This is a genomic window from Leptospira weilii (genome assembly GCF_006874765.1).
GTDB lineage: Bacteria > Spirochaetota > Leptospiria > Leptospirales > Leptospiraceae > Leptospira > Leptospira weilii.
This window is the reverse complement of record NZ_CP040841.1, coordinates 130001-156819: the sequence shown is the minus strand read 5'-3', so window position 1 is coordinate 156819 and position 26819 is coordinate 130001. Positions and strand designations below refer to the sequence as shown.

General features: G+C 42.4%; 19 protein-coding genes and 2 pseudogenes. 10 read left to right on the top strand and 11 right to left on the bottom strand.

The window, feature by feature from the left end:
• Positions 1-127 precede the first annotated feature (127 nt).
• Genes ahcY through FHG67_RS20250 form a run of 3 tightly spaced genes read right to left on the bottom strand, consistent with a single transcriptional unit; the run spans position 128 to position 2926 of the window.
• Positions 128-1438, bottom strand: coding sequence for an adenosylhomocysteinase (gene ahcY, locus FHG67_RS20260; RefSeq protein WP_004500822.1), 1311 nt, complete (start codon positions 1436-1438; stop codon positions 128-130).
• 1 nt (position 1439) lies between these two features.
• Positions 1440-2420 carry an ArsR/SmtB family transcription factor gene (locus FHG67_RS20255; RefSeq protein ID WP_004496655.1) on the bottom strand — a complete coding sequence of 327 codons (981 nt, stop codon included), beginning with the start codon at positions 2418-2420 and terminating at the stop codon, positions 1440-1442.
• Positions 2421-2461: 41 nt separating this feature from the next.
• Positions 2462-2926: a DUF1564 family protein gene (locus FHG67_RS20250; RefSeq protein ID WP_004500880.1), complete on the bottom strand. Its 465-nt coding sequence runs from the start codon at positions 2924-2926 to the stop codon at positions 2462-2464.
• Between the two features lie 243 nt (positions 2927-3169).
• Here FHG67_RS20250 and FHG67_RS20240 point away from each other — a divergent pair, with 243 nt between their 5' ends.
• Together FHG67_RS20240 and FHG67_RS20235 are read left to right on the top strand one after the other, a co-directional pair.
• A complete protein-coding gene (locus tag FHG67_RS20240; RefSeq protein WP_004500824.1) occupies positions 3170-3733 on the top strand; it encodes a TetR/AcrR family transcriptional regulator in 564 nt (187 codons plus the stop codon).
• A 16-nt stretch (positions 3734-3749) separates the two neighbouring features.
• Positions 3750-4178 (top strand): acyl-CoA thioesterase, encoded by a 429-nt coding sequence (locus tag FHG67_RS20235; RefSeq protein WP_004500859.1) that lies wholly within the window; start codon positions 3750-3752, stop codon positions 4176-4178.
• Between the two features lie 520 nt (positions 4179-4698).
• Here the strand turns inward: FHG67_RS20235 and FHG67_RS20225 are convergent.
• Positions 4699-5505 (bottom strand): TIGR01458 family HAD-type hydrolase, encoded by an 807-nt coding sequence (locus FHG67_RS20225; protein WP_002630084.1) that lies wholly within the window; start codon positions 5503-5505, stop codon positions 4699-4701.
• 712 nt (positions 5506-6217) lie between these two features.
• On the opposite strand from FHG67_RS20225, the gene FHG67_RS20215 reads away from it, so the two are divergent.
• The 4 genes and pseudogenes from FHG67_RS20215 (at position 6218) to FHG67_RS20200 (ending at position 9776) form a co-directional block, all read left to right on the top strand.
• Positions 6218-6733 carry an LB099 family protein gene (locus tag FHG67_RS20215; protein ID WP_004500869.1) on the top strand — a complete coding sequence of 172 codons (516 nt, stop codon included), beginning with the start codon at positions 6218-6220 and terminating at the stop codon, positions 6731-6733.
• A 21-nt stretch (positions 6734-6754) separates the two neighbouring features.
• Positions 6755-7301 (top strand): annotated as a pseudogene (locus tag FHG67_RS22535) (tetratricopeptide repeat protein).
• A 277-nt stretch (positions 7302-7578) separates the two neighbouring features.
• Positions 7579-8985, top strand: a complete 1407-nt coding sequence (locus FHG67_RS20205; RefSeq protein ID WP_232616685.1) for a polysaccharide deacetylase family protein — start codon at positions 7579-7581, stop codon at positions 8983-8985.
• A 44-nt stretch (positions 8986-9029) separates the two neighbouring features.
• Positions 9030-9776 carry a class I SAM-dependent methyltransferase gene (locus FHG67_RS20200; RefSeq protein WP_004500893.1) on the top strand — a complete coding sequence of 249 codons (747 nt, stop codon included), beginning with the start codon at positions 9030-9032 and terminating at the stop codon, positions 9774-9776.
• A 54-nt stretch (positions 9777-9830) separates the two neighbouring features.
• On the opposite strand, the gene FHG67_RS20195 is transcribed toward FHG67_RS20200, so the two are convergent.
• Positions 9831-12779, bottom strand: coding sequence for an adenylate/guanylate cyclase domain-containing protein (locus FHG67_RS20195; protein ID WP_051017929.1), 2949 nt, complete (start codon positions 12777-12779; stop codon positions 9831-9833).
• Between the two features lie 386 nt (positions 12780-13165).
• On the opposite strand from FHG67_RS20195, the gene FHG67_RS20190 reads away from it, so the two are divergent.
• Positions 13166-13579 carry a DoxX family protein gene (locus tag FHG67_RS20190; RefSeq protein ID WP_004496640.1) on the top strand — a complete coding sequence of 138 codons (414 nt, stop codon included), beginning with the start codon at positions 13166-13168 and terminating at the stop codon, positions 13577-13579.
• A 51-nt stretch (positions 13580-13630) separates the two neighbouring features.
• Positions 13631-13870: a hypothetical protein gene (locus FHG67_RS20185; protein ID WP_002630110.1), complete on the top strand. Its 240-nt coding sequence runs from the start codon at positions 13631-13633 to the stop codon at positions 13868-13870.
• A gap of 221 nt (positions 13871-14091) precedes the next feature.
• Here the strand turns inward: FHG67_RS20185 and FHG67_RS20180 are convergent, their stop codons facing one another.
• The 6 genes from FHG67_RS20180 to FHG67_RS20155 all read right to left on the bottom strand — a co-directional run bounded on the left by FHG67_RS20180 (position 14092) and on the right by FHG67_RS20155 (position 25232).
• On the bottom strand, positions 14092-15648 hold the full coding sequence (locus tag FHG67_RS20180; RefSeq protein ID WP_004496651.1) for an FAD-dependent protein: 1557 nt from the start codon (positions 15646-15648) through the stop codon (positions 14092-14094).
• A 200-nt stretch (positions 15649-15848) separates the two neighbouring features.
• Positions 15849-16853 (bottom strand): patatin-like phospholipase family protein, encoded by a 1005-nt coding sequence (locus FHG67_RS20175; protein WP_004500827.1) that lies wholly within the window; start codon positions 16851-16853, stop codon positions 15849-15851.
• Positions 16854-17002: 149 nt separating this feature from the next.
• Positions 17003-18385: a high affinity choline transporter 1 gene (locus FHG67_RS20170; protein WP_036075524.1), complete on the bottom strand. Its 1383-nt coding sequence runs from the start codon at positions 18383-18385 to the stop codon at positions 17003-17005.
• Between the two features lie 73 nt (positions 18386-18458).
• Entirely contained in the window at positions 18459-18980 is a 522-nt protein-coding gene (locus FHG67_RS20165) for an LIC_10461 domain-containing protein (RefSeq protein ID WP_002630108.1), read from the bottom strand.
• A complete protein-coding gene (locus tag FHG67_RS20160) occupies positions 18968-19348 on the bottom strand; it encodes a Bor/Iss family lipoprotein (protein WP_004496664.1) in 381 nt (126 codons plus the stop codon). The genes FHG67_RS20165 and FHG67_RS20160 overlap by 13 nt, the downstream gene beginning before the upstream one ends.
• Before the next feature lie 19 nt (positions 19349-19367).
• Positions 19368-25232 carry a beta strand repeat-containing protein gene (locus FHG67_RS20155; RefSeq protein ID WP_142499939.1) on the bottom strand — a complete coding sequence of 1955 codons (5865 nt, stop codon included), beginning with the start codon at positions 25230-25232 and terminating at the stop codon, positions 19368-19370.
• A 465-nt stretch (positions 25233-25697) separates the two neighbouring features.
• On the opposite strand from FHG67_RS20155, the gene FHG67_RS21920 reads away from it, so the two are divergent.
• Together FHG67_RS21920 and FHG67_RS22530 are read left to right on the top strand one after the other, a co-directional pair.
• Positions 25698-26042, top strand: a complete 345-nt coding sequence (locus FHG67_RS21920; RefSeq protein ID WP_036058927.1) for a hypothetical protein — start codon at positions 25698-25700, stop codon at positions 26040-26042.
• 244 nt (positions 26043-26286) lie between these two features.
• Positions 26287-26552, top strand: a pseudogene (locus FHG67_RS22530) (transposase); the annotation flags it as partial.
• Positions 26553-26819: the final 267 nt, after the last annotated feature.

Genomic DNA, 26819 nt, shown 5'->3' with positions numbered 1-26819 from the left:
ATTCCATAATTCTAAATCAAACCGACTAAAATCGTATGTTTCACAAAATGTAAAACGGCCGGTAATGAATGTTTCAACAACTCTAATGCTTTTTCCGGGACGATCTCATCCCGGAAAAAGATTCGCATCAGTATCTGTAGTTCTCCGGTTTGAAAGGACCTTCAACAGGAACTCCCAAATAGTCGGCTTGTTTTTGGTTCAGTTTTGTTAAACGAACTCCCAACTGCTCAAGATGAAGAGCGGCCACTTTCTCGTCCAAATGTTTCGGAAGAGTGTAGACTCCCAACTCGTACTTGTTGTTGTAAAGTTCGATCTGAGCCAATACTTGGTTCGTGAAGGAACAGGACATTACGAAAGAAGGGTGACCGGTTGCGCAACCTAAGTTTACCAGACGTCCTTCCGCGAGAACGATGATGGATTTACCGTCCGCAAAGGTATATTTGTCCACTTGAGGTTTGATTTCTTTTTTGGTTACGCCTTTTTCGCCGTTCAATCTGGACATCTGGATCTCGGTGTCGAAATGTCCGATGTTACAGAGGATCGCTCCGTCTTTCATCGCTTTCATGTGTTCGAGAGTAATGATGTCGTCGTTTCCGGTTGCGGTAACTACGACGTCCACTTGCTCGATGATGTCTTCCACGCGAAGAACTTGATATCCTTCCATAGAAGCCTGAAGAGCGCAAATCGGATCGATTTCGGTTACGATCACTCTCGCGCCGAAGTTACGAAGAGAAGCAGCGGATCCTTTACCTACGTCTCCGAAACCGCAAACGAGAGCCACTTTACCTGCGAGCATAACGTCGGTGGCTCTTTTGATTCCGTCCGCGAGAGATTCGCGGCATCCGTAGAGGTTGTCAAACTTAGACTTGGTAACAGAATCGTTTACGTTGAACGCGGGAACCCTCAATTCTCCCTTTTTGAGTAATTTGTAAAGACTCTTGACACCTGTGGTCGTTTCTTCGGAAATACCACGAATTTCGCTTAACAATTTAGGATGTTTTTCGTGAACGTAAGCAGTGAGATCTCCTCCGTCATCGAGTATCATATTCGGTCCTTTGTCTCCGAAGAAAAGGGTTTGTTCGATACACCACCAGTATTCTTCTTCGGTTTCTCCCTTCCAGGCAAAAACGGGGATTCCCGCTTTTGCGATCGCAGCCGCCGCGTGATCTTGGGTGGAGAAGATATTGCAAGAAGACCAGCGAACCTCCGCTCCCAATTCCGTCAGAGTCTCGATCAGAACCGCGGTTTGAATCGTCATGTGAAGAGACCCGGCAATTCTTGCGCCCGCCAAAGGTTTTTTACCTTTGTATTCCTGTCTTAAAGCCATAAGACCCGGCATTTCTTTTTCGGCCAGAATGATCTCTTGTCTTCCCCACTCTGCTTGGGAAAGATCTTTTACTTTATAGCTTGAACCTTTTTCTTGTGTTGTTGCGGACATTTTAGTCCTCCTTTTTCTTTGCTTGAATGATCAAAATTTTGAAAACGTTACCCGTATCGAATTCCTCGTAAGAACCAATCCTAAAACCGGAAAGTTCCAACCAATCTTGTAGAAGAGAATAATCGAATCCCAACCAAAGGTCGGAGAAATTATCCCTCATAAACTCTTGATTGTGTTTTTTCAAATCCACAAGACAGAAGGTTCCGCCAGGTTTCAGAATTTTATAAATTTCGCGAATCACCACAGGTGGATTGGAAAGATGATGGAGCACCATAGAAGCGACGACCGCATCCGCTTTCTCTCTCGCATAAGATGCCACGTTTTCCAAAGGAGAGCAGATCAAGGATACATGAGTGTTTCCCGTAAATGCTACCTCCGCCTCTTCCACCATTTTAGGAGACGCGTCGACTCCGATCACCTGATCCGACTTCGTCAAAAGATAAGGGATCAAACCCCCAGGACCACATCCCAAATCATAAATTAAGGAGGAAAAATCAGGCAAATAAGAAAGAATTTTTTTACGATAGATCGCAGGGTCCAGCACGTCCTTTTGAATCGATTCCCAGTCGTGAGCTACATTATTAAAATAGAACGTATTCTTTTGATCCCTTCTGGAAAGAATCTCAGAAATCTGCGCTTGATCCGTCGTTTGAAACGGCAAATCTTCTTTGTAAGAAAGAAGAAGTTCGGCGACCTCGGAAGAAAAAGCTGGGATCTTTTTTTCTTCTGGAATTCGGTAATAGACCCAAGAACCTTCTCTTTCAGGTATTAAAAAGCCCGCATCGGTTAAAATTTTGAGATGTCTGGAAACTCGAGACTGCCCCATTCTAAGTGCTTCCGTAATTTCCTGTACGTTCAAAGGGGATAAGGATAAAATATGGAGAATCCGGATTCTAGTTTCATCCGAAAGTGCCTTCAAAGCGGAAAGAATTTGCTTAGGGCCATTTCCAGAATAAATTTTGGCGTCTAAAAGCTGCTCCATTAAAGACAGGATATCAAGATATCTTGATATCTGCAAGATTTTTATGAGGAAGAATGAAAAAATTGGGAGAAGAATCGGTTTTGAGGTAAGAGGATTTCTCTGAGAAGGGTGATTTTTGTAAGAGCTCCTCCTGTTTGATAGTAAGGGATTTCATTAGTGCACTCCCACTCTTCTAAGATAGCGAAAAGGAGGCAACGGGAAACGCCTAATCCAAGAGCAAGGACTCCTAAAGCGACCCAATCCTTTTCATTTGGACGAAAGTTCATCTTTTTTAGTTTTAAACCTTTTCTCTGATAGCTCACTGCAGGAAAACTTCTTCCTAAGAATTTCTTTTCGAGCGCACTTTTTTGATATTTCTTTAAGAGAAAGCTCAATTCTTGATTCAATCTATCTGCTCTTAATTTTCTCAAGCGCACAATCTGCTCCGGAATGAGAAGAGTGACAGGTGCTCCTTTTTTTCGGAAGGTGATTTCTCTTTTCAAACTAATTTCTTCTTTTGATCCCATACCCAAACGGTTCTTTCAAGCAATCAAAAGAATTGGTTAAATTTGAGTTTTTAGAATTTTTTTAAGGTCTCCTGAAAAATTTTTCAACGGTAAAAATTTGTGATTCCTTAAGCTAACGTGAATCCGGTAAGAGCTCCTACTCCAAAAACCCTTTCTCAGTAAATACTCCTCTTTTTTTGTAAGACCTCCTACAAATTCTTCTTGTATTTTAAAATGACCAGTCACTTTATATCTCAAAAAAAGATGAAACTCTCTTCTATCGCAGCAGAAACCAGAAGGAAAAAGATCCTCGAAACCGGAATCCAGCTCCTCCGAAAAACCGGACCAGATGGAATCGGAATTCAGGAGATCGCGGACGCATCTGGGATTCCCAAAGGATCTTTTTACAATTACTTCCCTTCCAAGGATCATTTTCTTTTGGAGGCCTTAGAAATATATACGAACGCCGCGATCCAATGGAACGAATCCGTCTTAGAAGAAGGAGGAAGAGGACCTTCTGCTCTCCGCTTTCTCTACGAAAAAAAAGTAGATTTAGAAAAGAATCTTCTCCAAGAAGAATTCTCCTGTCTTATCAATGTCCTCTCTCAACACTCATCCTCTCAAAGACCGGAACTGAGAAAAAAATTAAAATTCTCTCTCGAAACCATCTCAAGAGGAATCATTACATCTCTTCGAGTTTCCGAATCTCCATCCCTCCTAAAACGCATTCAATATTTAGAATCTTCTTGGAGAGGTGCAATGCTCCTCTCCAGAGCTACGGGAGACGAATCCTATCTCGAGAATTTTTTATCCAATCTCAAAGAATGAATCTTAGGAGAAAAGAATGAAAACCGAAGAACCGACACCGATTCGCAAGAACCACTCGACACAAATCACGATCCGTTGGGATGAGTTGGATCCGAACCAACACGTAAACAATAAGAATTTCCAAGGATATTTGGACGAGGCGAGAATGCGAGCGATGAGAGATTGGGGTTTTTCCATGGAAAAACTAAAAACTCAGGGTTTTGTACCGGTGATTCTTTCGATTTACCTCGATTTTAAATGTGAAATCAACTACCCGGAAACGATCACGATCGAATCCGACCTCTTTCTAAAAACACCCATTCGCGCGGTATTCGCACAAAGGATCATTTGTCAAAGCAGTCAAACTCTTTCTTGCAACGCGAGTACAGATTGGGTGATTCTCAATTCAAACTCAAAACGGCCCTTAAAATTTTTGGAAGCGATCGGTCTTGAACAGACAGTTTAAACACCGTTGCTTCAAAGAAAACTTAGTTTTTACTGATCCCTATAAAATAGAATACCGTTCATTTGAGCATCAATTCCGCGTTTAGACGCAGAATTTTGAACATCCTATTATGTAGAGATGAGTAAGATTCGAAGTAAAACATCAAAGTTTTCGATTTTAATTTTCAAAACATTCAAAAAACGGTTTTCTAATCGAGTTTTTTGGGTAACGAAATTTTTGTCTAAAAGCGTTTCATCTTTTGAATTTGTATTTTTTTGTAAATCCGTTTGATCTTTCGATTTTTCTTGCTTGAATGAACTACGACTCTTCAAAGAAGAATAATAAATTTTCTCAAAATTTTTCCGACAGACGCAATCCAAAGATTTTTACATAGACAAAACAGCTATCAAAACTAGTCGTGAGAACTAACTTTGGCCCTATTTTTAAGGATTTTTCTTTTTCAGAACCAATCCCAAAACTTTCCGGACCTTTATAGAATTGGACTCATATCTTGTTTTTCGTTCGATATTTTGAAACAGTTTTAGAGGTTCTGAAGGAACGGAATCAGTGAACTTATATTTTCCCAAATTGCATCGGGGCGAATATTCGAATTTTGCAATATTCCATCCCGATATTTTCCGGTTTTCACGAGAACTCCCCGAATCCCACAAGCTTGAGCCCCACCTACATCCGAATCAAGATCGTCCCCGATCATAATCGTCTCGGACGCTTGCGTAGAAATCATCTTTAGAGCAGCTTTAAAAAACGCCGGAGAAGGTTTTCCTATGATCTCGGCTTTTACACCGGTCGCGTATTCTATTCCGGACACGAAAGCTCCCACATCCAACATCAACCCTTCTTTTGTCTGCCAATACTTTCCTTTGTGAAGAGCAATCAATCTGGCTCCTTTTTTCACTTTTTGAAAGATATCGTTTAAAATCCTATAATTCCATTTTTTTCCGATATCTCCGATTAATACGGCTTCCGGAATTTCCCGTTCGAAATCGATTCCTTCCAAATCCTTTTTGACTTCCTCTTGAATGACGAAAAAAGTTTTTGGATTTCCTGTTTCTCGAATGTATTCTCCGGCGGCCCGGGGAGAATTCAGAACTCTTTTTTCCTCTACGGGAATTTTTAGATCGTTTAGGAATTCGGAAATCCCCTTTCTCGATTTTGTAGTCGTATTTGTTAAAAATAGATGAGGTATATGATTCTCTTTTAAATAAGAAACCGTCTCTCGTGCCCCGGGAAGAACAGAATCTCCGGTATACAATACCCCGTCCAAATCCAACAAAACACCTCGAACGGACGCTCGCATTCTTTTTTGCAAAATGGTATTTTCATTCATATAAAACGTAATTCTAACGCATTTTTCTAAATTTGCGATCCTCTATTTTGAAAATCCTTTTCATCACATTCCATTCTTCTAAACCGTATTTTCTTCCATCCAGTATATGAGGCTATTTCTCACAGTTCTTGACCAAAAAACTCCAGACACGCAAAAAATTCATTTCCGTTGTTCGTAATATTATTTTATGTAGATTCCTTACTATTATCGGATATTGCAATTTTTGCAACTTCTGGCCTGACGACTTTAGAATCTCTAATTTTTACATTCGAAAGAACGCGGGAATAACTTCTCGTCTGGAAACAAGAACCCAAAGAGGCAAGTAAGGTCTGTATACTTTTTTTGGAACCGAAACATCGCATCTCCTTTCGCACCATCTGAAATCTATTCTTACAGTCCATACCGACTTTCCTCTGAAATTGTTTCAAATTCGATCGTAAACGCGACTTACGAAACGTAATCCTCCATTTCGCTTATCAGAGGAAGTTACAGCGAATCTCAAGTAAATTGGATCTCTTCGAATTCACAAAAGAAAACAGTATGGTAGTAAGTGTTTAATTACTTCAGTGTACTTTCGGAGATAAGAAATACATTCGAGAAATTCTTTTCAAATTCGGAAAAATGTTTTCAAGTTAACCATATTGTGATAATTATAGTTTCTAAAGTTTGGAGAGTTAGCGCTCTCCGGATAATTTAACGAGCGTAAAACAATATGGAAATCTACGAAAAAGAAAAACGAAAACTACTTTCAGCATCTACACCGGAGCAGTACATCGAGCTATCCATCAAATCGAAACTGACCGGACCCAAAAAATCTAGTATCACGTCGGAATGGCTTACATCCACCGGGTATACGATTGAGGATATCAAATACGCAAGAAACCGTCACCCCTTCTGGAGAAAGAAGAGGAATCAAGGTTCATACGAACGTAACAGTAAACGTTTGGAACAACACAATTATTACCGAACCGATCGGAAGATCGTTTGGGATAAAGACAAACTAGCAAAGTTCTTCGACCTCAACTCGAAAGGGTTAGCCGATCACGAGTTAGCAAAAAATTTTAGAACTTCGATTCCGGCTGTGAATCATATACGTAGAAAGTTTCGCTTTGCCTCCCAGCTTCTACAGCTCGAAAAACAAAAACCGGCAAAGGGTGGAATTCTGAAACTTTGCACCCACAGCGAATCAGTTTTAAAAAGATTGATCCGAGAGAAAGGAGGACAATAAATTTCTTTCGGAGGCTTTTGGCTGGTCCCCGGTCTTAAATCGAAATTTACATCGATTTTTATTTTTTTCCTAACTATCACGTTTTTTTCTGTCTGTTCTTTCGAACAGAAGAAAACGTAAGGAACTGGTTTTCATTCGTGAAACCGATCTGAATTCCTTTCAAGAGAGGAATTCTAAATTCAAGAACGGGGACTACTTGGAAGCGATCGAGTTTTTATTCAAGAGATCCGGACGTCAATCCGACCTCACTCAACAATAGAGGACTTGCCAAAAGCAAATCCGTAACGAAATAGGAGCGATTTCCGATTACAATCGGGCACGAGTAGATTATGCGATCGCTTTCAACAACCGAAGCTGTGCAAAAATGAAAGTTTTTGATTATCGAAGAGCGATCAAAGATCTTTCTTTAGTGATCCGGTTGAAACCAACTTATGCAAATGCGCTCAATAACCGCGCCGTGGCAAACTGGACAGTGAAAGAGCAACAAAACGCCTGCGAAGATTGGAAAAAAGCGGCAAATTTAGGACACAACGAAGCTGCAAAATCCTTTGTAAAGTTCTGCAATTGAAAACCTCAGGAATCGCTTGCCGGGGAAAGCGGTGTTAAAACACTAACCGAAGACTTTTCTTCCGGATTTCAGAATGCAAACAAAACCATTTACAGTTCGTTTTAAAACGTTAATTTTCTTTCATCCAAAAAAGCAAAACTACGAGGGAACGCAATGTTTCGTTTGCTTGCACCGTGTTTTACCCGACCGAAAGATCCAAGAAACCTTACAAAACACTTTTTATGGTTCGTATTTCGGACATATTCCGCTCTTATTTCGTTTTCTCATTAATAACATTATGCGCAATACCCTCACAACTTTCGCAATCTTTTATCTCTTAATATCTTCGATTCTTATCGCTTCCCCCGTGAACGATTTCCTCAACCCCGAGAAAAAGAGAAAACCGACCGCTTCGTCTCCCAAAAAAGATACGGAACAAAAACCGTCGTACACTCCCGAAGATTTCTCACAAAAAACCGTTTCCAAAAAAAATCAAAAAGAAAAAACGGAATCCGCTAACGTAGATTCTGACACCACTCAGTTCGAAGATAAAGTTTCCCGTAAAAAATCCGCACTTAAAAGCCAAAAAGAATCCGATTCAAAACAAGAAAATTTCGAAGTTTCTAAAAATCCCAAAAAGAAAAAATACGAAGACGCGCTTCCAACCGTTAAAGAAGATACTCCGCCTACTCCCAGTTATACGATTCAGGGAGTCGAATCCGTTTCCGGAGGTGGGATTCCCGTTCTTTGTTATCACCACTTAGCATCCAAAGGCGGGCCGATGGGAGGTTATAATCTTCACCCGAATCTTTTGGAAGAACAATTTAAGTTTTTGAAAGCTACAGGTTACAAAACGGTTCGTCTGGATCAATTCTACGCGTATATCAACGGTAAAAAACCCTCCGACTTTCCGGATAAACCGATTTTACTGACATTCGACGACGGCTCCAAAACACATTTGGAAGTTTTAGTTCCTCTTTTAAAAAAATACGGTTTCACCGCTTCTATCTTTATCTATCCTTCTATCATCTCTTCAGGAAAAAAATATTACATGACCTGGGAGGAGTTAAACAAGGCTTTGGACAGCGGAGTTTTGGACCTAGGTTCTCATACTTTATACCATCCGAAACTTCCGACGATGAGCCGCGCGTTCATTCGAAAACAACTCGCGGAATCCAAACAAATCTTAGAAGCAAAAACAGGTAGAAAAGTAATCGATCTCGCATATCCCTTCGGTCTTTTCGATCCGAGAGTAATCGAGGAAGCGAAAGCAATCGGTTATAGAATGGCGTTTACGGTCAACCCAGGTAAAAATCTTCCGGGAACTCCGATTTATAACATACACAGATCCTTGGTTCCTTGGGGACAATCTCAGTCGGCGTTCAATTCCATTCTTACGATGGCTCCTCCTCCGAAAATTTCCATTTCTATTCAAGACGGATCTTGGGTAAAAACGGGCCAAGAATTTAAGATTCACCTCGAAGGGGTCCAACCCGAGTCGGTTAGTATTAAGATCAAAAGCAAGAATGTACTCTTAGAAAATCAACCTCCAGATTATACGGTAAGGATCCCAAGTTTCGCAAAAAAATCCACATTTCTTCCCTTGATGGTGCAAGCTAAAACGAAGGACGGTAAACAAATCCAATATCAGTATCTTTTTATCAATCAAAAGGAGTTTCAAAAACATCCGGACGGTGATTTTTAAATTCCTGATTGAACTTACATCATGATCTTTGAAAATACTAGAGTATGAATTTCAAAGATCATTTTTCCTCTCATTCCTCTTCTTACTCCGAGTTCAGACCAGGCTACCCAATTGAGTTGTTTCCATATCTCAAAAGCCTTGTTCCAAACGCAAAAATTGTCTGGGATTGCGGAACCGGGACGGGTCAAGCCGCGGTTTCTCTTGCCGCAACTTTTGAAAAAGTGATCGCAACAGATCCGAGCACAAATCAAATCTCAAACGCCGAAACTCGTAAAAACGTTGAATACAGAATCTGCAAGGCGGAAGATTCTACATTAGAAAATCATGAAGCGGATTTGATCACAGTGGCTCAAGCATTTCACTGGTTCAATTTCGAACCGTTTTACAAGGAAGCGATCCGAGTTGGAAGGAAAAACGGAATTCTTGCGATTTGGGGTTACGGCCTGCATAGTATCTCCCCCGAAATCGACAATATCGTGGACAAACTTTATAGAGTCATCGTTGGTTCGTATTGGCCACCGGAAAGAAAATACGTGGAAGAAAAATACAAAACGATCCCCTTTCCTTTCGAAGAGATTATCCCTCCTCCGTTCAACATGAAGGAAGAATGGACCGTAGATCAAATACTAGGTTACCTCAGAACCTGGTCCAGTGTCCAGAAATACATTCAAAAAAATGAATCCGATCCGGTTCTTTTAGTCGAGGCGGAAATCCGAAATTTTTGGGGCAAAGCCCAAACAAAAATCGTGGAATGGCCGCTCTTTTTTAAAATCGGGAAACTTCCAGCCTGATTCCATTTTTTTTATATTCTTCAGTGGAATTTTCTTAGGAATCGGTTCCATTTCTCATTTATGAGTTCTAGTATACACTCCGTCCCAAGTTCTTTCCGGAGGATTCAATTTGTATTCTTCGCAACGATCTATGAGAAGAACCGCCGCCTTATCCTTGCTCCCCCTGGTGATCTGAGAACTTTCGAGTAGTTCCTGCGCTAAAGACCATTCCCGATTGAGATACGCCTCGAAACCTTTGGAGAATTCTAACACGGAAGCTTCCACTCTTTCGGGCACGTTATCCTGTCTTCCGATGAGTTCGTAGAGAAGTACGGGTTCGTTTTTTCCTTTGACCCGGACAACATCCAGAAGTCTTGTAAAAAATTCGTCCTTGATCTCGCGTTGAACGTGCTCACTCACAAGAATATTAACTCCGTAATCTTTACCGGCGGCTTCAAGTCGCGCGGCAAGATTCACCGTATCGCCCATCATCGTATACGCCGAAATGGAATCGGTTCCCATAAATCCCACTTTCGCAAGTCCCGTGTTGAGTCCGATTCGAATCTGCATCTCTTGCGCTTCCAAAATATAGGCTTTCTTTCCTTTCCATTCCTGTCTGAGTTTTTCGAGAGTTTCTATCATTTCAACCGAGGCTCGCGCCGCCTTGAGGCAATGTTTGTCCACTTCCACGGGCGCGTTGAAAATTCCCACAATGGCGTCCCCGATGTATTTATCTAAGACTCCCTCGTGTTTTTTCAGGATCAACGTCATCGCCGAAAGATATTCGTTTAACAAAGACGCTAATTCCACAGAAGTTAACTTTTCACTAATATTCGAAAAATTTGCTACGTCGGAAAAAAAAGCTGTGACTCTTTTCTCACTTCCCCGTTTAAGCGCCGCCAGATCCACCATAGCTTCTCTGACAACGACCGGATCGATCATAGTCCCGAGAATATTTTTGATTTTTTCTCTTTCCTTCAAACCGGTCACCATGGAGTTCAGAGCCACCGTAAGAGTTCCGAATTCGTCCTTACCGCCACGTTCAAATCGGACTTCCAGATTTCCTTGACCGACTTCCTTAGCGTGAAGGATGATTCGTTTGATCTTTTGAACCACAAAACCGGATATTAAAATCGCAATAACAAGCGCGGCGACACAAATCAACAAGGCGGTTGCGATTGTGGAATTTTTATTCTTTTGAATTATTTCTAGACCTTCGGTACGATCCACAATCGTTCTTGAAATTCCGGAAAGGTTTGCGGATAAAATCGCGGAACTGACTCCTTCTACCGATTCGGAAAAAAGAGGTTTGGAATCCAAGTTCCAAAGAATCTCTTCGGCTTCTCCTCTTGAGTTCGCTAGGATTCCGTGAGAAATCAATCTTTTCAGTTGCGGGGTCGGAGTTTCGCTTTTACCCGAATAAATCCATTCTCGAATCGCTTTCCATCTTTGTTTGGATAAATTCTGTTCCGAAGGATACTTTAGATAATCGGAATAATTTCCGGAATTCTGGCTAAACCGTAATACGATCAGATCTTCTAATCCCGCATTCCTAAGTGCGCCTAACGCGTCGATGAGGATATCGCTCTCGCTTTGAATCGGAAAGAAAACTTCCGTTTTAACCGGATGTTTTTGTTTTCCCGTTTTGAGTTTCTGCGCTGCTTCCGCAAAATCTTTTTTATCTTCGGAGTATCGGTTTCGAAACGCTTCGAACCCGGCTTCCCTCTCATCGATCAGTTTGGAATAACGAACGTAAAGATCGTTGAAAGTTTTATCCTTGAAAGGAGGCATCGGAGGTTTTTTCCCTTTCAATTCCTGAATTCTTTTTCTCAAAGAAGGCACCAAATCTCGAATCTTCATCGCAATATTTGCATCCTGTTGCAGATAATGTTTCGCAAAATCCGGCAGCTCTCCCTTAAGTCGGTCAGCTCGTTCGGTAGAGCTTTGATTTCTAAAAATCGGGGAATACAAGGTTTGCAATTCCATTTTACCGATCGTGTACGAATTTTGATTCGTATCCTGTGAGAAATCCAAAGAAAGAATTTTTGCAATGGAAGCCTTTAGGTTCACATCGATATCTTGCATAAAAATGTTCGAATTGATCGGAACATCCGGTTTAAAAATTTTCGTATCGAAAGAAGGATTCAAATTTTCTTTGATCTGATGGGAGATCACCGGAAAAGTCTGAATTCTATACTGAGACATGTTAAGTCCAAGCTCGTCAATCTTTCGATGTTGTTTCGGAAGTGCAAGTTCGAGAACGGAATGATCCAGATGATTTCTGGCTTTTTCGATTCCCTTTTTCAGATTGTCCATTCCGCTCTCAAGATTCTGTTTTTCTTTTTCGGAAGCTTTTCCCTGAGAACGCAACTCATCCCATTTTTGTTTTTGTTCGTTCAAATCCGCTTCCAACACCGCGACCTGATGCGCCATATTTTTGAGTTTGGAAAACATCGCGTCTGTAATTGCAAGACCGCTTGGATCCTTGAGTAGAAATTTGGTATTTTTTTCGAGCTCGTCGATGTCGGCTTTGGAAAGATAAACAGAATAGTACGTATCCTTAATGGACGACTTACGTTCCTTTCCTAGAACCCCGAACAGTTTCGTTTTAAACCCGAAAAGGCTGATTTCTTTCGTTTCCTGAGTGACTACTTTCGTTCTATATTTGCGTAGCGCCTGACTTTGACGTTTGACTTTTTCCCGAAAGGATTCCACTCGAATCAAACTACTGGAAATATTCTCCAACTCGAGCACTAAACCGGAAATATAATGCCTGGAGATCGCCGCTTCTTTTTCGTAACTTCGGGTGAGAATTTCGGTCTGCTGATGAACGTCTATCGCGGAAAGGATCATAACCGTAAATGCGATCAAAGTTCCCGTAAAAAGAGCAAGTTTAGCTCGGATTCCGAGGTAAAAAAGATTCTTAAAGTCGGCGAGAAATTCGAATTTCTTTTTTATCTTTTCAACGAAAGATTTGATTTTTAATTTTCCCAATTGAATTTGATCTTTAATCACTTGCGGCATCCTTGTTGTCGATACAACGTTTCCGGCATTCCGAGATACAGACTTGCGAGTCACAAAATTGATCTTTTAGTATAATGAATTTTCCAAGAACGGTAAATTCGATTTTTAGATAAGAATCCATCGAGGTTCAAAAAGTTTTTCGACCGAATGAAAGATTTTCATCTATTTCTTCCTCTACAAGATTGGTACCGCTTTCAAAATCCGATTCCAAATCTTATGAAAGGTTTAGAGAAATTCCCTAACGCAAGCAATGCTCAATCAAGCGACCAATTTCAAAAAGTTTTACGGACTATACAACGTATCGGAACTTGAATAAAAATTCTTTTCAAGTGTAACCGTTTTTTTACGGACTCGAAGAAACACTTGGAATTTCCAGGAGCGCCTTCTTGTCTATTTCCCACTTTTCCAAAAAGAAACTGCTTTTGTATTGCCTTCGCGCGATTGTAGCGTTCATACTTTTACAAACTCTCTTGTATAAGTTCACCGGAGCTTCTGAGTCAGTCGCGATTTTTTCCAAACTCGGAGTGGAACCTTGGGGGAGAATCGGAACCGGAATTTTAGAACTTGTCGCTTCGATTCTTTTGTTTCTACCGGGTTGGAATTGGCTTGGCTCCTTTCTCGGACTTGGGCTTATGTCCGGCGCCATTTTTTCTCATGTATTCGTGATCGGAATCGAACAGGAAAACGACGGCGGATTATTATTCTTATTGGCCTTAGGGAATACGATCATTTGTAGCCTTCTTCTTTGGTTGGAAAAAGACACTCTAATGGCCGCTCTGCGGAAACGTTTTTTAAAATAAGCTTTCCTATAATTTCAAATTCCCTAGACTTTCAAAAAGAAGGAGGATTTTATGGGAGAAGAACAGGCAAAAATTCACGCGTTGAATAAAATCGTCTCTATCATTGACGAAAAAGCTTCCATTTATAGAAACGAAAGAAAGTCCATGCCTTCCGCACGCGCAATTTCCGAGAAAAAGTTAATTCTCGAGTTGATAGACGACGGTATGAAGCTGGCTAAAACAATTCAGCCGAAACCGGCGGATCTGATCCGAGATCTGGAAACACTCAACAAACAATTTATGAATTTATGATCCATTTCCAAACATTTTACCAAAATTAAAAAGCAAATTCGAAAGGATAAAATCGAGTCCGTTTCGACTTAAAGCCTGTTTTAAAATCTGAAAATGTAGGAGCTCCTTGCGCTTTAGACTACGAAAAAATTACTCAAAAAGTCCAATAAGCACCAAAAGACAAAATCTGTAGGAGCTCTTACAAATTTCCTTTGAGGTTTTGGACCGGTTCTTAAAACAATTCACCCGATTGAAGAAACGCAAGCGTTCGCGGATCGAATCCCGTCCATTGCGGCAGATACAATTCCTCCCGCATAACCCGCACCTTCTCCGCAAGGATAAAGACCCTGAATTCGAACATGTTGTAGAGTATTTGAATCCCTAGGAATACAAACGGGGGAAGATGTCCTCGTCTCCGGAGCGTGAACTACCGCCTCATTTGTAAGATACCCTTTCATAGTACGATCAAATTCCTGAAAACCTTTTTGTAAGGATTGACAAACAAAATCCGGAAGAATTTCCCGCAATGCAACGGATGTAATTCCCGGAGCATAGGAAGTTTTCGGAAGATCCAAAGATACCTTTCCTTGCACAAAGTCTACGAGCTTTTGCGCCGGAGCCTTTTGTGTACGACCTCCCGCAATCCAAGCCTTTCGTTCGATCTCTTTTTGAAACTCCATCGCAGCGAGAGGACCGTATTTGGAGAAAGGTTTAAAGTCTTTCATCTTCAATTCGACTACGATTCCGGAATTTGCGGAAGGCCTTGCCCTTTTCGACGAAGACCAACCGTTCGTGACGATTTCTTCCGGTTTTGTGGCGCAGGCCGCGATTACCCCTCCCGGACACATACAAAAAGAATATACACCCCTCCCATCCACTTGCTTTGCGATACTGTAAGGAGAAGGCGGAAGATAAGGATTTCGAACCTCACAATTGTATTGAATGGAATCGATCAGAGACTGACGATGTTCCACTCGAACGCCGACGGCAATCGGCTTGAGTTTTAGTTCGATTCCTTTCCGATACAATAACTCGAAGATGTCTCTCGCCGAATGTCCCGTGGCAAGAATTACATTTTTTGAATGGAATTTATCTCCGTCTTTGGTAAGCACACCTTGAATTTGATTTCCGTTTAACAGAAAATCGGTTACTCTCTTTTCAAAGTGGACCTCTCCGCCCATCTCCACGATTTTTTCTCGAATACTTTTTACGATTTTGGGAAGTTTGTTGGTTCCGATATGAGGGTGCGCTTCCACCAAAATATCTTTGTTTGCGCCGAAACCTACGAGTAACTCCAGAATCTGACGAACGTTCCCTCTTTTCTTGGATCTCGTATAGAGCTTACCGTCCGAGTAAGTTCCGGCTCCGCCTTCTCCAAAACAATAATTCGAATCTTCGTTTACGTTATGACGAACGTTTATTTCCTTCAGATCAAAAGGACGTCTCATTACGTCCTTTCCTCTTTCCAAAAGAATCGGTTTAAAACCGGATAAGATCAATTGAAGAGAGGCAAAAAGTCCGGCAGGTCCGGCGCCAATTACGATCACTTCTTTCGAATGAGATACATTTGGAAAATCCGGAAGAATGATCGGCTTTTCGACAAAGTCCTCTCGAATAAAAACCAAAACTTTTAAATTAAAATAGACGGTCCTTTGTCTCGCATCCATGGAGCGATTCAATATTTCAATATGACGAATCTCTTGTATGTTTATATTTAGAGTTTTAGAAATATGCGTCTTGAGAGCCTCTTCCCGTCCCGCGACTTCCGGAACGACGCGAAACTGAAGTTCTTGTATCATAAATATACTTGTTTTCGAGGAAAGGACGAAAGAACAATCGCAATTTATCAATCTAAAACGAATAGCCCGTCTCAAAGCCTTAAAACGTAGGAACAATTGCAGCGATCCGAGGAGATTTTGATAAGATCGAATGGTTTTGGGTTAGATTACTTCGAACTTTGAGGCTCAACATCGTTAAACCCTATCATTTCAATATGGATCTACTTGGACTTTAAGAAAAAAGCCGCTTTCGCCCAATCCTTTTTCAGATATTCGAAAATTTTATCCTTGTTCAACCGAGCGTCCCGTTTCCCGAGTTCATAGGCCCTTCTCACTCCGTTCGGATCGGTATAATCGAAAGAAGTAATTGGTAAAGGTTCGGATGGAGTTTGCAAATAACACCTTTCTAAAAGTTTAGGATCTTTTCCGACAATCGTAGTCGGTTCATAATAAACTCCGATCGTCTTTTTATCCGGAGGAAACACCTCCAAAAGAAGATTGTTGGTAAGTCCCCCATCGAAATAATATTCGTTTCCGTGGCTCTGAACGGAAACGACGGGAGGAACCGAAGAAGAATTTAGAATAATCTGTTCCACTGCTTTTTCATCGTCGAAATCCTTTTCCGTAAATAAAACTTCTTTCATATTCCATTTTCTGAGTACTCTTTGCATTCTTCCCGTATTCAAACCGCGCTTTTTATCTCTCTCGTCCTCGAGAAACGCTTTTGCGGTTTCCGCAATCAATCTTGCGAGCCTGAATTTATTCCTTAAAGAATCCTCTTTAGGAATCGCTTTTAAAGTATGAATGAACACCTTGATTCCAGATTTGACGATTTTCTGAAAATCCATCCCGAAACGAATCGTCTTTCGATACATTTCTTCGTGCGGGAACACGCGTTCCCCTTTAAAAAGACGGCTGAGATAGAAATTAGCCGGATTTTTTCGGACTATGTTTTCGAAAAAGGAAACACATTCTTCCTCGTCCCCACAGATCAAACAAAGAACCATAGCGGCTCCCGCCGACACTCCGGAAACTTCCCTGAATTTCAATCCCCAAGATTTCATCTCGTGACCAAAACCCAATCCGTAAAACGCTTTACATCCTCCTCCCGCAATCGCAAAACAAATCTCTTCCTCAAACCAAAGACCTTGAAACACTCCGCCGAATTTCTTTTGAATCTCTTGTTTTTTTTCCAATGCGATGGAATCGTCTAAAATAGGAGCCATTTAACTCTCCAAATTCGTATTTTGCCATCTTCAAACAAAGTCCGCTTGAATGGAAAGAAATTATTTGAATTTACTAGATCGCCATTTATGCTTCATGTTGATTCGAAAAAGTTTCAATGGTATCTTTCTTTTTGTAGATTCTCGCTATTCTATTTCAATCCGCAACCGCGACGTTCCATCAAATCGCCCAACAACAACGCAAACCAACTCGATACCAATCCGGGAATCGAAGCCGGAATTTCCAAAGAAAGTACATTACAAAAAAGCCATACGCAAAATCCGACGACCATGGAAAGTACCGCGCCGGTTGAAGTCGAATTTTTTCGAAAAAGACCCGCTACAAGCGGAACAAATAAGGAAACAAGACTCAAAGCGGAAGCCTGAGACACAAGCTCATAAATATTACTCTTCGTATTTGCCATAGAAAGGGAAACTAATGTAATTGCCACGACTGAAATTCTCAATACTCGAAGCAGAGTTTTCTCATCCGGTTTTTTGAGGAAGGGACGAACCAAATTCTCGCCTAAAATCGAAGCGGAAGCAAGTATCGCTCCGCTTGCCGTACTCATTACCGCGGACAACAAGGCCCCGAAAAACAGGATCTGTGTAAAAAGTCCCGTGTGTGCGAGCACCGTTTTCGGAAGAATCATCTGCGCGTCTTCTTTCGCTATCTCCGGATATATTTTTTTCGCGTAAAGAACTGCCAGCAACGGCAGAAACGCCACACTCAAGTAAAAGAAAGACCCTAATAAGGAAGAATAAACAGCGACTCTTTCCGATTTGGAAGCCATCACTCTTTGAAAGATATCCTGTTGAGGAATCGATCCGAGTCCGATCGTCATCCAAGCGGCGACGTACATAAGAATACTTTTGGAATTCATCTCGGGAAAGAACCGAAAAAAACCCGGTTTTGCGGATGAAAGCACTACGTCGATGCCACCCGCTTTTGAACTTAAATCCCAAACTAGATAAGCAAGTCCTAATACGATTAGAATCGTCTGTAAAAAATCGGTAAAAGAAATCGCCCACATTCCTCCGATTACAGTGTAGACTAAAACGACTCCTGCACCCGCAAAAATTCCGATCGATACGGGAAGATCCGCCAAAGAATGAAGAATAATTCCCAACGCAACAAACTGAGCGGCAACCCATCCAAAATAAGACGGAATCATAAAAACGCTCGATAGAATCTCCGCTTTTCTTCCAAATCGGTTTTTATAAAAATCCCCGAAAGTAAGAATATTCATTCTGTAGAGCGGCCTTGCAAAGAAAATCCCTACAAGAAACAGACAAAGCGCCGCTCCGAATGGATCCTCGATAACTCCCAAAATTCCGTCCTCGACAAAGCGGGAAGACGCGCCGAGCAATGTCTCCGAGCCGAACCAGGTTGCGAACAATGCCGAAGACGCAAGGAACAAAGGCAATCTTCTGCCCGCAAGAACGTAGTCTTTTGAGTCGCTTACAAACCGAGAAGCCACGACTCCAATGAATATCGTCGTAAGCAAATAAAGAATGACAGATACACCAAGCAACGGATTTCCTTTGTTATCCCTTTCTTATTTTTCTTCTAGAAAGGCAATCAATTCTTGGTCTTTCGACTTCGGTTTAAAATTGTGAATCGAATACGTTATTTTTTTTCACTTTCGGTTTTTCCTTATTCTCGCTCATATCCTGTGCTTCCAATCGCTCTACGTTCGGTTTAGGTCGATCCGGCACGGGAGAGCTGTTCGGTTTTACCGCTTCCTTTCCGTCTTGATTTTCTTTCGGAACCGCCTTCACCTCGTTTCTTTTTTCCTCGGCGTCCTTATCTTGCCAAGAAGGACAGTACACTTCCACGGTCCTCGCGGTATAAAAAGGTCCCGCAAAAAAATGAATCAGGGTATCCGGGATCGTACGAACCATCCTCACTTCTCCGGGCAGATCCTGACAGGAAGCCTCCTCGCTATCCGATAGAGAATAAATCCCGAAAAACGTATTTGCCTGTTTGTTTCTTTTTTCCGGAGGCGGAGGCGCGTGAATCGACGACAAAGGTTTGGAGTTTTCCTTATGAACGATTACCGTAGAATGACACTCTACACAAAAACAAATCGTTAGACACAAACCTAAAATTCTGACTAAGGATAACATTCTACCTCCAAGGTCTGGGGAGAATAGATCGTAAGAGTCAATTGTTCCCAGATCGCATCCCAAAAAGAAGTGAACTGATGCGCCGATCTTGGTCCTCCTTCCGGACAATATTTCGTTACGTCCACTATCTGTTCCGTAGGCAATAATCCGAAAAAATAATACCTCTGGTGAATCGTATGGATCTTTCCGGGTTCTTCCTTTCTTGTCCTTTTCTCCTCCATCATCCGCTTGCATTCGCTCGAATTCTGATAACCCTGACAGGCCTTCTGCGGAAATCGAACCCATGCGTGTCTGCATTCCCCCAAAAAAAGAACGAATAAAACGCAAACCAATATTTTAAAACTTTTTGTTTTTAGAATATTCTTCATTTTGAATTTTCCTTTCCCTTTAGTTCTGCTGACGATACGTCCTAACTGGCACTCCGCTTTTTCCCGCGCTTACGTAGATATAATTGATACTTCCCGAAGGTACGGAAACCGCCGAGTAGATTTGTTGTACGTTCGTCGCGTCCGTGAGCCCGTTCCCCGCGATCTGGCTCCAAGACGCGGAGGACGATCCGGGATTGGCTACGTTAGTTCTGTAAATTCTGATTCCGTTCGAATTATCGTATCCGACGTAAAGATAAGATCCGTTTTTCATCACCATCGTGATCGTCCGGTTGGTCGAATCTCCCATGTTTGTGATTCCGGTTCCGTCATCACCCACCACGGACCAATCCGCCGCGTCGCACTCGCTCGTGTTTCCCGAAATCGTAGGATCACACTTCCAGAGTTGCGCCCTTCGGTTCGTAGTTGTTCCGTCCGTACATCCGGCGACGGTTCCCGCGCTCGTTCTGATTCCGATCGCCTGAGAACTTTGAACGCAGACAGTTCTCGTCACGTAAAGGTTGTTGTTGAATTCGGCGAATTGTGCAAAAGCTTTGTCCCCGGGAATCAAGTTGTAAAATTGATTCAACTCCAAAGAGAACCAGTTGTTCGTCGGGCTGTTATGCCATTTCGTATTGGTTCTTGGCCCGATCTCCACCCAGTTCGAACAAGAATCGGGACCCGTACAAGCCGCCGTAGGATCGGCCGTGGTAGAACGTATGATAGATCCGTTATGCCCTACCGCGTGTAACCCCCCGTTTGCGGCGTAGATACGATTTTTGAATACGAACATAGAATCGACTCCGATATAATACCCCCAGTTTGGATGCGCATTATTATTGATTCCTAATAAACCCGTGGACGGTCCTCCGAAGTAAGGAAGGAAATCGATCCGGATTCTTTTGCCTTTGGTTCCGTCGAACGCATCACAGTTGGAACCGGGAGTACAAAATCCGGTTCCGGAATCCGCAGAGTTGAAGGTTACAAATCCGAAATCAGGTGCGTTTAGTCCTCCGAACAACCCGACTCCGTCGTTGCTGGATTTCGCAAAACCGGCAAACACTCTATTGTTAAGAACCGTCAGCGAAGAAGTTCCAGCGGTCAAAGTCCCCGTGATCGAGCCAAGGTCTATGTATTTGAAACTCATGTTGGAAGAAGGATCTGCGGAATAATACAGATAATCGAAAAAGTATTGTCCGAGCCCGTCCGCTACGGTTCTCGCACCTGCGACAAAAAGATAAGATACGCTGGAAAGAATTCCCGTAACGAACGCCCCTCTTCCACTTTCGTTATCCGGACCACATCCAAGAGAAAGAGTTCCGTTGTTCGGGGTACATCCGGAATGTCCCAGAGTTACGTAAGGCGGAATCGCGATCGAATTCTCCCGAGAAGAAGCGATATTCGAACTCACATTTGTCGGATCACCATCCTGAGCGGTCGTATCCTTTTCAAAGGAGAATTGAACCGATTCGGGAGCGCTTCCGTCATAAGCGAACCTGAGTGCCCCGTTTCCGGAATTATTCGGTCCCGAATAAATCTTAGAGTTGAAATCCATGAGATACCCGAACGTGGACGAATTCGGATCGATGGAAATCGGTCCATCCGCAAAGTTTACGGGAGAAGTTCCACATCCTAGGAAGGAAGCCCTGTCTCTCGGAGAAGATTGAAGATTCTCCGTATCCAAAGAATTTCGAATTGATCCCCAACTTGCGTTGTCGAACCCATCCCCGTCCGCGGAATCCGCGGCAATGATAGTATATTGTGCGCCCGTTTGCACAAGATTGTGTACGACACAAACTTTTGCGGAATCGGCCGTCGCTCCGTTACAAACAATTCCATCCAGCGTCTTAGCGCTGTTGATCGTTCCCAAATCGCTCGCACCGGCAATTTTGTAACGGCTTGCACATTCCGTAGAACCGGTACATTCCGCAGAACCTGAAATGTTATTTCCGGACTTAGGAGCCTTGGAAAAATTCAGGATCACAGAGCTGGAATTCGCGCAGGAAGCGGAAACGATTTTGATCTGTTCCTGTCCTAAGAAGTCACCATAGTTCGCACAACCCAAATTGTTCGGACTAGTGGAAAGGTCCTGTACCCCCGACTTATTGACTAGAATCGTATAAGGAGCGTTAGACGTTTGAGAGGACCCGAGCGTTAAAACGAATACGGATCCGCTTCCGCTCACTGAAGAGACAGTAATCACAGAAGAAGTAGAAGTAAAGTTGCTGTTATCCGAACAACTTCCACTCACAGCCGACGTAAGAGCTAATTTATAATTGGCCGCAGTTTTAGCCTGAATCTCGTTTACGTTTTCCGAATACGTGATTCTCACCGTAGTAGGAGTCAAAGCCACTACGTTCGTAACCGTCGGAGCAACCGTATCCAAAAAGATCACGGACAAAGAAGTATTTCCGCTGATGCTTCCCAGAGTGGCAGTGATCGTCACGGCTCCGGCCGCAATTCCCGTGGCCTTACCCTCCGTTCCGAAAGCGTTGCTCACCGTTCCCAGAGTCGTGTCGGAAGAAGTCCAAGTCACTTGGGTAGTCAGGTCCTGCATCGTTCCATCGGAGTATGTTCCGGTAGCCGTAAAATACTTCGTTTGTGTCATATAAACAAAGCTATTCGTAGGGCCCACCGAAAGGGAAACCAGTACGGCGGCCGTAACGGTCAGGCTTGTGGAATTGGAAACCGCTCCCAGAGTTGCGGTAATCGTGGTCGTTCCGGCAGAAACGGTGGTAGCCAAACCTTCGTGACCGCTCGCATTGCTGATCGTAGCAATGGAAGTATTGGAAGAAGTCCAAGTCACCTGAGACGTGACGTCTAACGTTGTAGAATCCGAATACACTCCGATCGCAGCGTAAGCCTTTGTGTTTCCTTTTGCCACGCTGATATCAGCGGGCGAAACCTGAATCGAATTTAAAACAGCCGCCGTCACTGTTACGTTCGTATTCGCACTCGACGTTCCTCCTAAAGACGCCGAAATGTTAGTAGAGCCCGTATTGACCGCTGTCATTTTTCCTTGAGTCCCGCTCGCGTTGCTGATCGTAGCAGTGGAAGTATTGGAAGAAGTCCAAGTCACCTGAGACGTCAGATCTCTGGATGAACCGTCCGTATAATAACCCGTCGCTACAAAGTTTTGATTCAATCCTTTCGCGATATTGAAAGAAGAAGTCGGAGCGATCGTGATGCTCGTTAAAGTCGCGCTTGTAACCGTAAGAACACTCGGATCGGAAGTGACCGGGCCCAAACTCGCGCTGATATTAGTCGATCCCGTTTGAAGCATTGTCGCCTTACCGTTCGATCCCGAAGCGTTACTGATCGTCGCAATAGCCGGATTGGAAGAAGCCCAAGTCACGGAATCGGTCAGATTCTGATTGCTACCGTCCGAATAAACACCCGTAGCAGTAAAGTTCTGAGATAAACCGTTGGCAACGTTCGGATGAGTGGGATCGATCTGAATGCTGACCAAGTTCGGAGCAATTACGGTAAGGTCGGCAAATCCGCTCACCCCACCGAGAGTTGCAGTGATTCTTGAAGTTCCCGTGGTACTACTTCCGTTTGCGGGAGAATTCATCAGTTTCTTTTTAGGACCGGCTTCTAAGATTCCAAGCTGGATCACATTTGTTTGAGAGCTATCCCAAACGACCTGATCGCTGATATTCAAATTGCTACCGTCGGAAAAAACACCGGTCGCGATCGCCCTGGTAAACGTACCTTTCGCAATCGGAGAATCTTCCAAGGTAACCTGAATGGAATCCAAAACCGCGGCGGTCACCGTAAAATTGATCGTAGCGGAAACTCCTCCCAACAAGGCGCTGATTTGAGTCGTACCCTGTGCGACACCGGTTGTTTGTCCCTGTCTACCCGCAGCGTTGTCTACGGAAGCGATGGAAGAATCCACACTTGTCCAGGCAACGGAAGTAGTTAAATCCTGGGTATTTCCATCCGAATAAGTTCCCGTCGCGGTAAGATTCAAACTTCTTCCACCTGCAATCGAAGGAAGAGTCGGGGTGATCGTGATCGAATTTAAAACCGCATTTGTGACAGTGAGAGTCGTAGAGGAGGAAGTAATGGCACCTAACGTGGCAGAAATATTCGTAGTTCCGGCGGAAGAACCTAAGGCAATACCTTCGGAACCCGAGGCGTTGCTGATCGTGGCTCGATTTGTGTTAGAAGAATTCCAAGTCGCTTGAGAAGTCAAATTCTGATTGCTGCCATCCGTATAAACTCCTGTGGCAGTGAAAGGAACCGTAAGACCAGCTGCAACCGAAGGATTTGTGGGAGAGACTTCAAGCGAAATTAAAGTTGCCGCAGTTACTGAGATATCCGTATGCGAGGAAATCGCTTCCAAAGTGGCCGTGATCCTTGCCGTACCAAAACCGCCGGAAGAAGGGGATTGCACTTCTCGTTTCGGAATCGCATTCAAATTGGCGATTTGCAAAACGGAAGAATTAGAACTGCTCCAAGCGACCTGGTCGCTAATGTTCTGAGAAGAACCGTCCGAATAGACTCCGATCGCCTGAACGAACGTGGACGTGCCTCTGGCAATCGAAGAAGAATCGGAAACCACCTGAATCGATTCTAAAACGGCGTTCGTGACGCTTAAAGAAAGAGTATTATCCACTCCTCCGATCCCCGCGGTGATATTTGTAGTACCGACCCCGACTCCTGTAATTCTACCGGATAAACCCGCGGAGTTATCCGCAGTAGCGACACTCGCCAAAGAACTGGACCAAGTTACTTGATTTGTGATGTCGGAAACCGTACCATCCGAAAAAATTCCAGTTGCAGTCAAAAACAAAGTTCTTCCGTTAGCAACGCTTGGATTGGCAGGAGTAATCGTAATACTTGTAAGAACCGCCGAGGTAACGTTAACCTGGGTTTGACCGGTAATCGCGCCTAAAGTGGCCGTGACATTTGCAGAGCCTGAAGATTGTGTAGTGAGAAAGCCTTTGGCGGACGCAGAGTTATCGATTGTAGCGACGGTCGTATTTAAAGAAGCCCAAGAAACTTGATTTGTAAGATCCTGAGTAGATTGGTTGCTGTAGGTTCCGATCGCGGTATATTGTTGCACTTTACCGAGAGCATAACTCGCGTTTGCAGGAGTCACGGCGATCGAACTTAGGGTCGCGGCGCTTACCGTAACGGTCAAACTGGAAGTTATACCATGATACGAACCAGTAATCGAAGCGGAACCTGGAGAGATTCCCGAAACAAGGCCGGTGGTGTTTACTCCAGCAACGGAAGATTGAGTGATGTTCCAAGACGTGTCGGGGTCGGAGGTTAAAACTTGTGTGCTGCCATCTGAAAAAATTCCTTCCAATTTGCATTGACGATCGATTCCCACCGGTAAGACACTTCCCTGATTGACGCAGGTGACAATCAAATCGGACAAAACCGCAGATGTAACGGTTAATGTGGAAGAAGCGTTCTTACCTTGAAACGCAACTTTTACATTTCCAGAGCCGAGATTCATCCCTTTGAACTGAGATAGAGTCAACAATTTGAGAATACTTGAATCCGCAGAGGACCAAGCTCCTTCCGAAGAAATATCCCGATGAGTATTGTTTTTATAGATAGCGACCGCATTCAAATGGACAGTGGTTCCCCGAGCCAAACTCGAAGAAGGAGAAGAAATTTCAATTCGATCTAATTCAATTTCGGTTTGATCCAATTCAAACAGATCGTTCACACCTAAAAAGAGCATCCAAAAAGAATTGTTGGCCCCTCCTTTTTTACCGGCCAGTAAACCGGGAGCGCCCGAAAAAATCGGCCAAGCCGCGCAAGCTTCCAAAAAGAATAAGCTGAACGTTAGAAAAAGAATCGAGATAAGTTTAAAAAAGGATCGTGTTTTTTTATCTTTGGATTTGTTGATCTTCTCAGTCATCGCCATAACCCTTTAGTAAAAGACTTAAAAATACGACATGCAGCGGAGATAACGCATAATATCCGTCATCGGAAACAAATAATACTTCCGCACTTCAAATAGCAAATTATTATAATATTCTTACAACAATATGCCAAATCATTACTTTATCAAAATAATAACCACTAATAACACAAAAGTAAATTCGATAAAACGTTAAATACTTTGAATGACCAAAAAAACGAGTGAGAAAAAGACAGCAGACTCGTTCTGTCTTTTGGAAAATGATAAATAATAGATTTTAAATTATTTCAATATTAAGAGTACATAAAATAATAAACAGACTTGAAAAAAATTGATAAAATTACAAGAATCAAATGTATTCCAGAACGAACATTTTAGAAAAGGAAAAATACTAAGAAAAGTAAATCACAGAATCGACTTTGGACAAGATGACGCCTTCTGGGCTTGAAGACCGTGAGTCAGATGCCAGCATTTACCACAAAACAAGAAAACCAATTTGTTTTGCAATATTTGAGGCTGGACAAAAGCCCACTTTTTGAGAAATCTTCAAATTCTTTTGGCCAATCTATTTTCGTTTTCTTCATCAAAAAGGGTTTAACAGATTTTTTTACATTAGAGTTGTCGAAAAATCCCATGATTCAGATTAACAAAACCGCTTCAAACGTCCATTTCAATGAAGCAGAAATAGATAGAGAAATTAATTTTTCAACGACTCTATTAACGAAAGGTAGGGTTCATTACTCATCTCTACATAATAGAGTGTCTAAAATTCTGCGTCTAAACACATGGGATTTGTACTCAAATTAAGGTACTCTATTTTATAGGATCAGTAGTTGCCGATCTCGTCTGGATATACTTGATTTTCGGGTTGGCACAAAGCTTTTGTATTTCGGACTTTGATATTCCGTCATCGAAATCAAATCGGTTTGTTGCAAATGGAAGCATACAATAGAGTTTTGAAAAATTACCAATTGAAGCGTTTAGCAAAAATAAATAAAGAATCAATTCTCTTCTATATCCTGTAAGATTGATTTTCTACCTTTTGTAAAATTACGATAAATTTTTCGAAGATAGAGATTACACCAGTCAACCTCTGTTTGAACGTCTTTATGAGAAGGGGATTCAACTCATTACAAAATTAAAAAAGAATATGAAGAATCAATGAATGCCTTGAGTTGATAAAATTCTCCTAAGAAAAAGAGTTATCATTGAATCGGTAAATAAAAATATCTGCCAAATTCAGCAGAAGAGAGACATCGGAATTTTTTCAATTGGACCATTCACTTACTACTCGAAGGCACGAATAGAATACTATGACAAACTTATTTCGAAAATTAGAATATTGGAATCTTCCTTTAAAAAGTCGGGATTGCCCGATTTGATTAATTTTTGAGAACCGCTGTACTTTTGCAAAACCGACCGCTTATTTTCGAGTATCATTTTCACACGTCCGAGTAATAACGTGAGTTCATTTTAAGAAAATGAGAAAGGATTTTCCAAAAGTGGGAGTTCCTACTTTTAGAATTTGTTCGTAAAATCGCGATTTGTTGTAGCTCCCACATTTTAAGAATAGATTTATAAAGT